The 9,688-nt window shown below is 60.5% G+C and carries 8 protein-coding genes; 4 read left to right on the forward strand and 4 right to left on the reverse strand.

Annotated elements, in window-relative coordinates; genetic code table 11:
* Positions 1-41: 41 nt before the first annotated feature.
* Positions 42-2,039: an alpha-1,4-glucan--maltose-1-phosphate maltosyltransferase gene (locus tag AB4N91_RS13025; protein ID WP_010459925.1), complete on the reverse strand. Its 1,998-nt coding sequence runs from the start codon at positions 2,037-2,039 to the stop codon at positions 42-44.
* A 208-nt stretch (positions 2,040-2,247) separates the two neighbouring features.
* Between AB4N91_RS13025 and AB4N91_RS13030 the strand changes: the two genes are divergently transcribed.
* Positions 2,248-2,415, forward strand: coding sequence for a hypothetical protein (locus AB4N91_RS13030; RefSeq protein ID WP_167362284.1), 168 nt, complete (start codon positions 2,248-2,250; stop codon positions 2,413-2,415).
* Between the two features lie 10 nt (positions 2,416-2,425).
* On the opposite strand, the gene AB4N91_RS13035 is transcribed toward AB4N91_RS13030, so the two are convergent.
* Positions 2,426-2,938, reverse strand: a complete 513-nt coding sequence (locus AB4N91_RS13035; protein ID WP_010459923.1) for an MgtC/SapB family protein — start codon at positions 2,936-2,938, stop codon at positions 2,426-2,428.
* Between the two features lie 125 nt (positions 2,939-3,063).
* Here AB4N91_RS13035 and AB4N91_RS13040 point away from each other — a divergent pair, with 125 nt between their 5' ends.
* The 3 genes from AB4N91_RS13040 to mapR all read left to right on the forward strand — a co-directional run bounded on the left by AB4N91_RS13040 (position 3,064) and on the right by mapR (position 6,461).
* On the forward strand, positions 3,064-3,297 hold the full coding sequence (locus AB4N91_RS13040; protein ID WP_010459921.1) for a DUF3203 family protein: 234 nt from the start codon (positions 3,064-3,066) through the stop codon (positions 3,295-3,297).
* A gap of 196 nt (positions 3,298-3,493) precedes the next feature.
* The gene (ccoG, locus tag AB4N91_RS13045) at positions 3,494-4,921 is read left to right on the forward strand and encodes a cytochrome c oxidase accessory protein CcoG (RefSeq protein ID WP_154911769.1); all 1,428 of its coding nucleotides are present in this window, start codon (positions 3,494-3,496) and stop codon (positions 4,919-4,921) included.
* Between the two features lie 130 nt (positions 4,922-5,051).
* On the forward strand, positions 5,052-6,461 hold the full coding sequence (gene mapR, locus AB4N91_RS13050) for a GntR family transcriptional regulator MpaR (protein WP_010459917.1): 1,410 nt from the start codon (positions 5,052-5,054) through the stop codon (positions 6,459-6,461).
* Between the two features lie 151 nt (positions 6,462-6,612).
* Here the strand turns inward: mapR and AB4N91_RS13055 are convergent, their stop codons facing one another.
* Positions 6,613-7,359: an SDR family oxidoreductase gene (locus AB4N91_RS13055; protein ID WP_010459916.1), complete on the reverse strand. Its 747-nt coding sequence runs from the start codon at positions 7,357-7,359 to the stop codon at positions 6,613-6,615.
* A 136-nt stretch (positions 7,360-7,495) separates the two neighbouring features.
* On the reverse strand, positions 7,496-9,595 hold the full coding sequence (locus AB4N91_RS13060) for a putative bifunctional diguanylate cyclase/phosphodiesterase (protein WP_288113377.1): 2,100 nt from the start codon (positions 9,593-9,595) through the stop codon (positions 7,496-7,498).
* Between the last annotated feature and the right edge of the window lie 93 nt (positions 9,596-9,688).

The following is a 9,688-nucleotide window of genomic DNA, read 5'->3' on the forward strand; positions in this document are numbered from 1 at the left end:
CCTCGCCACAAAAGTTCATCCCATCGCAAATCTGGGGGGCGTCAAGAAGTTGTGATTCGCCAGATACCGAACGGTTGATGCGCCGGGTCGATTCGCATGAACTGATACTTGCCGTACCAGGTCCAGCGATGGCCGCTCATCAAGTCTTCACCCTGAGTGCTGGCGTCATCGGGCAAGCCCATTTCCCAAAGAGGCAATTCAAAATTCGCTTCCTGGACGTTATGCGGATCGAGGCTGACGGCCACCAGAATGAAGTTGCTGCCATCCGCGCTGCGTTTGCCGAAGTACAGAATGTTGTCGTTCCACGCGTTGTAGACCTTCAGGCCCAGGTGCGTGTGCAGTGCCGGGTTTTGCCGGCGGATGCGGTTGAGCTGGGCGATCTCGGCGATGATGTTGCCCGGCGCGGTAAAGTCCCGTGGGCGGATCTCGTATTTCTCGGAATTGAGGTATTCCTCTTTGCCCGGTACCGGCGCGGCTTCACAGAGTTCGAAGCCCGAATACATGCCCCACAGACCCGAGCCCATGGTCGCCAGCGCCGCGCGGATGAGAAAGCCGGCGCGTCCGGATTCATGCAGAAACGCGGGGTTGATGTCCGGCGTGTTGACGAAGAAATTCGGCCGGTAGCATTCGCGCCATGGCGACTCGTTGAGTTCGGTGAAATAGGTCGCCAGTTCCCGCTTGGTATTGCGCCAGGTGAAGTAGGTGTAACTCTGGGAGTAACCGACCTTGCCCAGCCGCGCCATCATCGCCGGCGTGGTAAAGGCCTCCGCCAGGAAGATCACCTCGGGATACAACGCCCGCACATCGGCGATCAGCCATTGCCAGAACGGCAGCGGCTTGGTGTGAGGGTTGTCGACACGAAAGATCTTCACGCCCTCTTCGACCCAACCGACCACAATGTCCCGCAGCTCGACCCACAGGCTGGGAATTGCATCGCTGGCATAGAAATCGACGTTGACGATGTCCTGGTACTTTTTCGGCGGGTTCTCGGCGTATTTGATCGTGCCGTCCGGGCGCCAGTTGAACCAGCCCGGGTGCTGTTTGAGCCACGGGTGATCCTGGGAACACTGGATCGCGAAATCGAGGGCAATTTCCAGTCCGTAATCCGCCGCCGCCGCCACCAGTCGACGAAAGTCTTCGCGGGTGCCGAGTTCGGAGTGAATCGCCTCGTGCCCGCCCTCTTCGCTGCCGATGGCATACGGGCTGCCCGGATCGTCGGGGCCGGCGCTCAGTGAATTGTTCGGGCCCTTGCGGAAGCTGCGCCCGATCGGATGAATGGGCGGGAAGTACAGCACATCGAAACCCATGTCCTGAATCATCGCCAGCCGGGCATGCACGTCGTTGAACGTGCCGTGACGGTTTGGATCGTCGGTGATCGAGCGCGGAAACAACTCATACCAGCTGGCGAACTGGGCGAGCTCGCGCTCGACGTCCAGCGGAAATTCGGGACTGAGGCTCAAGTAGGCACGGTGATCGGCCTGAGCCATCAGGTCCGCACTGCGTTGGTGCAGAAACAAGGTGACTTGTTCCGCTTCGAGCAACCCGGACAGTTCATGGTGCAACGCCGCCAGGTCTTCGCTCAGCGGCCCTTCCGAGCGCTCGGCCGCCTGTTTCACCTGGTTGCGCCCTTCCTGCAACTCCAGGCTGATGGGCACGCCGGCAATGTGTTTCTTCTCGATCTCGTATAGAAAGCTGGCGTACTGATCGATCCAGGCTTCGATACAAAAGACGTAGCGGCCTTGATCCTCAACGCGGAACTGTCCTTCCCAGCCGTTATTGCCGAGTTCGGTCATGACCTCGCTCTGCCAGGCCTCGTCGCCGTCGGCACGCCAGCGTATGCGCACAGCCAGTTTGTCGTGGCCGTCGGCGAACACTTTGCTGGTCACCACCACGTCCTGGCCCACCACGGCCTTGGCCGCGAACTGCCCGCCATCCAGGGTTGGCATCACGTTTTCAATCGCGATGCGCGGCAGCAGTAACGCCTGCGACAGTGGCATATGAGGGTTGTAGTTCAGCTCTGTCGGTTTTTCAGCAGTCATCGAGCATCTCTCCTTAACGCCCCATGGACGCTCTTGTGTCTGGTCGTCTTTCACACGAAACCCGTCGGGCCCGAAATGAACTCACTTAGGTTCCGAGCGACAAGCGCGGGGAAAAGTTCACGCCCATTTGCTGCGGAATCAAATCCCTTGCGTGACGGTCAACTCACTTAAGCACGACTTACGCCATGTGCCACTGGAGGCTTCAACGATGAGTATTCCAATCCCTGCCGAGACACCTGATCCGAACATCGACACCCCGACCATTCCTCCGACCGAACCGCAACCGGTGCCTGAGAAGGAACCGCCTGGCACTACGCCACCACCCCGGGAAGAACCACCGAGCACGATGCCGCCGGTGATCGTCTCGCCTGAGTGACGATGGCGATCTAGGGCCGTTCCTGCTCGTCTTTGTCCCTGTCGAGCATTTGCACGATCCTCGGCATCACGCTGAAAATCGCCAACGCCAGCAGCGTACTAAACACCGCCGTCGCCTCGCGGCCCAGCCCGGCCGAGACACCGATGGCGGCGGTCAGCCATAAACCGGCGGCGGTGGTCAGGCCTTTGACGTGGCCTTCATCGCCCTCCTGGTTTTTCAAAATGGTGCCGGCGCCGAGGAAGCCGATCCCGGCGATTACGCCTTGCACCACCCGGCTCATGGCATCGGCCTGGGAGCCGGACATCTGTGGCACCAGAACAAACAACGCAGCTCCCAGCGCTACCAGCATGTGCGTACGCACACCGGCGGCCTTGCCCTTTTGCTCACGCTCGAAACCCAGGATGCCGCCCAGGATCGCAGCCATCAGTAATCTCACGGTTATACGCGTCAGTTGTGACGCATCGCCGATGTCGGCGAATTCCGCTTGCAGCGTTACCCAAACCTCGTGCCACCAGGCGTTCATGGTGCAATCCTTGTGATTGATCGTTATGGGAGGATGGACCGCGCCGACCATTAATCGGTTGCACAGAACGATGTCCGCCGGATGTGCCCTAACAGTTTAGAACCCGCTAAAAAAAGGACATCGCCATGACTGTGCGCATCGAAAGCCAGACCTGCTTCTTCATCACCGAGAACGGCGAAGAAATTCGTCTGTGCCCCGACGTCACGATCATCACCGACTCGGAAAAAGCCATGTCGGCGGTGGAACTCAACGGCCAGCGCGTGTACATCACCGAAGCAGAAGCCGATGCATTGACCGTAGCAGGCGCAGTGGACGGCCGTAAGCATTTGAAGGCTACCGACAGTGATTCGGTGATTTGACTGACCCCGATCAACAAACTCCGCAGGCGCCTGATATAGGCGTCTGCGCCCTGCTGTGACGGGGTGCATCAAGTTGTCGCAGGCAGCGGGCCAATCCCCATCTGATCCGCTTTTTATTGCAATACCTGAGTCTGTTATGCAAACAGATCGCTGGTCATAGTGCTCATGCCTGATGGAGGCTGATGAGCGAAAGACCATGAGCGAAAGAATCCCCGTCCGAATCGTAGAACCTGCCTCATTTATAAAAACCGAGCCTTTGCGTCCAAAGATAAAGGCCAAGTCCAGCGACAACCTGATTCACACCCGCAGCTTCACCGGCCTGTTCCGCACATTGCGTCTGAGCGGTGCGGGCGTTCTGTTTTTGCTGTTCTTCGGCACCGTGTGGCTGAACTGGGGTGACCGTCAGGCGGTGCTCTGGGACCTTTCCGAAAGCAAATTCCACATCTTCGGCGCAACTTTCTGGCCCCAGGACTTCATCCTGCTTTCGGCGCTGCTGATCATCGCCGCGTTCGGCCTGTTCGCAATCACCGTGTTCGCCGGCAGGGTCTGGTGCGGCTACACCTGCCCACAGAGTTCCTGGACCTGGATCTTCATGTGGTGCGAGAAGATCACCGAAGGCGAACGCAACCAGCGCATCAAGCTGCAAGCCGCGCCGTGGGGCCTGAACAAACTTATTCGCCGCTCGGCCAAGCACACACTGTGGCTGGCCATCAGTCTGCTCACCGGGCTGACCTTTGTGGGGTATTTCACGCCGATCCGGCCCTTGGCCGAAGAGCTGCTGACCTTGCAGATGGACGGTGTCAGTCTGTTCTGGGTGCTGTTTTTCACCGGCGCGACTTACATCAATGCCGGCTGGCTGCGTGAAGCGGTGTGCATGCACATGTGCCCGTATGCGCGGTTCCAGAGCGTGATGTTCGACAAGGACACCTTGACCATTTCCTACGACGTGGCCCGTGGTGAAAACCGTGGCCCGCGCAAACGCGAGGTGAACCCGGCCGAGGTGGGCCTGGGTGATTGCATCGATTGCCAGCTGTGCGTGCAAGTCTGTCCGACCGGGATCGACATACGCGACGGCTTGCAAATGGAGTGCATCGGCTGCGCGGCGTGTATCGACGCCTGCGATTCGATCATGGACAAAATGGGCTATGCCCGTGGCTTGATCAGCTATACCTCGGAGCATGAGTTGCAAGGGGGCAAGACTCATCTGCTACGGCCGCGGCTGATCGGTTACACCGCGGTGCTGCTGGTGATGATCGGCGCCCTCGCCCTGGCGTTGGTCGAGCGGTCGATGGTGTCGCTGGACGTGAGCAAGGACCGCGGCCTGTTCCGAGAGAACAGCCAGGGGCAGATCGAAAACATCTACAGCTTGAAGGTCATCAACAAGACCCAGCTGCGTCAGGACTATCGGCTGAGCCTGGTGGACGGCGAAGGCTTCGTGCTGCAAGGCAAGACCGAGCTGAGCCTGGCGCCGGGTGAGATTGTCGATGTACCCGTGTCAGTGGCCATGACCGCCGAACGCCCCAGCAGCAGCTCGCAGACGATCAGTTTCAAGATTGTCGACAGTGACGAACCGGACATCTATAGCGTGGCCAAGAGCCGGTTTGTTGCGCCGATGAACCGTTGATCCCTTAGACTGCGGTGCTGCCATTCGCGGGCAAGCCTCGCTCCTACGGTTTCGTGCTGACTGTAGGAGCGGTGCTTGCCCGCGAAGAAGTTACCTCGATTTCACTGAAAAACACCAATCCAGGCACTCGATGAAACGCTACGAAAAATTCGCCGAAGACATCGCTGAACTGATTCGCTCCGGCGTCTTGGGCCCTGGCCAGCGCGTGCCGTCGGTGCGCTATGCCAGCCAGACTTACGGGGTCAGCCCGTCCACCGTGTTCCAGGCCTACTACCTGCTCGAACGCCGTGGCCTGATCCGCGCCCGACCGCGTTCCGGCTATTTCGTCAACGCGCACGCGCCGAGTCCGTTCTCGGAGCCGGTGATCAGCAGCCAGGTCAATGAATCCACCGAAGTCGACGTCAGCGAGCTGGTGTTTTCGGTCCTCGACTCGATCAAGGACCCGACCACCGTGCCCTTCGGCTCGGCCTTTCCCAGCCCGACCCTGTTCCCGTTGCAGCGCCTGTCCCGCTCCCTGGCCAGCGCCGCACGGGACATGGACCCGCGCATGGTCGTCACCGACATGTCGCCGGGCAACCCGCAGCTGCGGCGCCAGATTGCCCTGCGCTACATGGTCGGTGGCCTGATGTTGCCGATGGAAGAACTGCTGATTACCAACGGCGCGCTGGAAGCCCTGAACCTGTGCCTGCAAGCGGTCACCGAACCCGGTGACCTGGTGGCCATTGAAGCGCCAGCGTTCTATGCCTGCCTGCAAATCCTGGAACGGCTGAAACTCAAAGCCGTCGAGATCCCGGTGCACCCGCGCGACGGTATCGACCTGGGCGTGCTCGCGCAAACCCTGGAGCGCCACCCGATCAAGGCCTGCTGGTGCATGACCAGTTTCCAGAACCCGATGGGCGCGACCATGCCCGAGGCGAAGAAGCAGGAGCTGGTCGAGCTGTTGCGCAGCCACCAGGTGCCGCTGATCGAGGACGACGTCTACGCCGAACTCTATTACGGCCAGCAGGCGCCGAAACCGGCCAAGGCGTTTGATACCGAAGGGCTGGTGATGCATTGCGGTTCCTTCGCCAAGAGCCTCGCCCCCGGCTACCGCATCGGCTGGGTCGCCGCCGGGCGATATGCGCAGAAGATCGAACGGCTGAAACTGATGACTTCGCTGTGCGCCTCGATGCCGGCCCAGGCCGCCATCGCCGACTACCTGCAACACGGCGGCTACGACCGGCACCTGCGCAAACTGCGCTACGCCCTGGAAGAACAGCAAAGCGCCATGCTCGCCGCCATTGCCCGCTATTTTCCGGCGCAGACACGTGTCAGCCAACCGGCCGGCGGCTACTTCCTGTGGCTGGAACTGCCGCCGCAGATGGATTCGTTGAAGTTGTTTCAGATGGCACTGGCGCAAGGCATCAGCATCGCGCCGGGGCCGATCTTTTCACCGACGCAGCGGTTCAGGAATTGTATCCGGCTGAATTATGGCAGCCCGTGGACCGAGGATTCGGAGAAGGCGATGGAGACGTTGGGGCGGATAGTGCGGTCGTTCTGAAGCGTTGATGTCGTTTGGGCTACCGTCATCGCGAGCAGGCTCGCCCCCACAGGGATTTAGTGTCGTTCACAAATACTGTGTTCACATCAATCCACTGTGGGAGCGAGCCTGCTCGCGAAGGGGCCGGGCCGGACAATACAAATCTTACGGATTAACGCCCACCGCCCAGGTCGACAAAAGTCCCGGTCGCATAAGAAGCCTTGTCCGACAGCAACCAGATAATCGCCTCGGCCACTTCGTCCGGCCGTCCACCGCGGGCCATCGGGATCGCCGATTCCAGCTTGCTGACCCGATCCGGATCACCGCTCAGTGCATGGAAGTCGGTGTAAATAAAGCCTGGCCGCACCGCGTTGACGCGAATGCCTTCGCCCGCCACTTCCTTGGACAGGCCGATGGTGAAACTGTCCAGCGCGCCTTTTGACGCTGCGTAATCCACGTATTCGTTGGGTGAACCCAGACGTGAGGCTACAGAGGACACATTGACGATGCTGCCGCCCTGCCCGCCATGCTTGGGCGACATGCGCATGATCGCGTGCTTGGCGCAGAGGATCGGTGCCAGGACGTTGGTCTTGAGCGTTTTGAGAATGCGGAACTCGGACATTTCGTCGACGCGGGATTTTTGACCCACAGTGCCGGCGTTGTTCACCAGCGCCGTGACGCGACCCAGTTCGGTGTCCACGCGGTGGAACAGACTGATCACTTCGTCTTCGATGCTGACGTCGGCACGCACGAGAATGGCTTGAGCACCCAGAGCCCGAACTTGCTCCAGGACGCTTTGTGCAGCCGATTCGTCGGACTGATAGTTGATACAGACCCGATAACCAAGCCCTGCAGCCAACAGCGCGGTTGCCGCGCCGATACCACGGCCGCCGCCGGTGATGACAATGACTTTGTCCATGTTGACTTCCCCTTCACGCGTAAGCAATCGGGGGCAAGAATAACCTCCATTGCCGGCTTTTGCATGGACTCACATCAACTGAACTCGCCAACGCTGTGTGCATTGGGGTCTCTGTAGACGCCGTCCCCCCTCACGATCAGGCAGGCTCGACAGCGGCCACAGGCACCCATCGTTCACCACGGACGATGTCGGCCATGAAGCGATCCGCCGGCAGCGGGTGCCCGAGCAGGTAGCCCTGCAACGAATCGCAACCGAGTTTGGTCAGGAAGTCTTGCTGGACACCGGTCTCGACGCCTTCGGCGACAATGCGCAAGCCCAGCGCCTGGCCGAGCGCGACGATGGCGGACACGATGGCGGCGTCGTCACTGTCGTGTTCCAGATCGCGGACAAAACCGCGGTCGATCTTCAGCTCATTGGCCGGCAGGCGCTTGAGGTACATCAAGCTCGAATAACCCGTGCCGAAGTCATCGATGGACAGATCGACGCCCATTTCCGAAAGTTCCTGAAGCACCGTCATGCTCGCATCGGCATCGCTCATGGCGGTGGTTTCGGTGATTTCAAGGGTCAGGCTGTTGGCCGGCAACTGATGCCGGGCCAAGGCGTTGGAGACGCTCTTGACCAGGCCCGTATGGCAGAACTGCAACGCCGAGAGATTCACCGCAATGCGCCAGTCGGTGTAGCCGAGCACGTACCACTCGCGCATCTGGCGGCAGGCTTCGTTCAGCACCCATTCACCAATGGGAATGATCAGCCCGGTCCTTTCCGCCAGCTCGATAAACTTGTCCGGCAGCAGCATGCCCTGGGTCGGATGCTCCCAACGCAGCAACGCCTCAGCACCCACCGGACGACCATTGCCGGCGTCGAACTTGGGTTGGTAATAGAGGCTGAACTGCTGCTGATCGAGAGCATTGCGCAAATCCTGGAGCAGTTGCAGCTGTTTGCGCGCGTTGCTGTTCATCGAGGCGTCGAAGAAGCTGTAGCCGTTTTTCCCGGCGCCCTTGGCGTGGTACATCGCAGCGTCGGCGTTCATCAGCAATTCCTGGGCGGTCTGGCCGTTGCCCGGGTACAGCGCGATGCCAAGGCTGGCGGAAATCTGCAGGTCTTGCTCGGCGACCCGGAACGAACTGCCGATCAGCCCGACCTGCCGCGCGGCGACGTTCAGCGCGTCATTTGGCTCGCTGAGGCGTACCAGCAGGACGAATTCATCGCCGCCGATCCGCGCCAAGGTGTCCTGACTGCGCATGTCTTCGCGCAGACGCAAACCGACCTCGCGCAGCAACTGATCGCCCATGTGGTGGCCGAAGGCATCGTTGACCGGTTTGAAGCCGTCGAGGTCGATAAACATCAGCGCAAAGCAACCGCCCTGCTCCTGAACCTTGGACATGGCCTGTTCGATACGGTCGGCCAGCAACATGCGATTGGGCAAGCCGGTCAGGGTGTCGTGCAGGGCCAGTTGGGTCAGTTCACGATTGGCTTGCGTCAACGAGCGCGCAAGATCCGCGGTACGGGCTTCCAGACGCGCATCGAGAACCGAGGTCAACAAGGCGATGCTCAATACCGCAAGCGTGGTGATCAGCACCAGGTTGTCGAGGCCTTTGCCGTTCAAACCGCTGAGGGCGGCGCCACAGAAACTGCCGTCCGGGAAGCGTGCCGCCGCCATTCCGGTGTAATGCATGCCGACGATGGCCAGGCCCATGATCACCGCCGCACCGGCGCGAAACAGGCCCACATACGGCGTGTGCTGGCGCAGGCGGAAGGCGATCCATAACGCGGCGCCGGAAGCACCGACGGCGATGAGCAGCGATGCACCAAACAGCGTCGGGTCGTAATCGATGCCCGGCTGCATGCGCATGGCCGCCATGCCGGTGTAATGCATGGCACTGATCCCGGCGCCCATGATCAGCGCGCCGAACGCCAGTTGCCAGGACGGCAACCGGGGCTGACTGACCAGCCACAGGGCAAAACCGCAGGACAGGATCGCGGTCAGCAGCGACAGGGACGTAAGGCTGAAGTCGTAACCCAGATCGATGGGCAAGGTGAACGCGAGCATGCCGATAAAGTGCATCGACCACACACCCACGCCCATGGCAAAGGCGCCGCCCGCGGTCCAAAGGAACACGGCACGGCCCTTGGCGGTGGCAATGCGTTCGGTCAGGTCGAGCGCGGTATAGGAGGCGAGAATCGCTACACAGAGCGAAATGATAACCAGCGTGGGGGAATAGCTACCGATGAGCATGTGACTTCTCGCGATCGCCCCCCGTACTGCTTCCGTTCTCGGCAGGGCAAATCGGGCGATTGTACTGATTGCGCAAAAGAACGCACTGACAAA

The sequence above is a fragment of the Pseudomonas sp. H3_D04 genome, assembly GCF_054669175.1.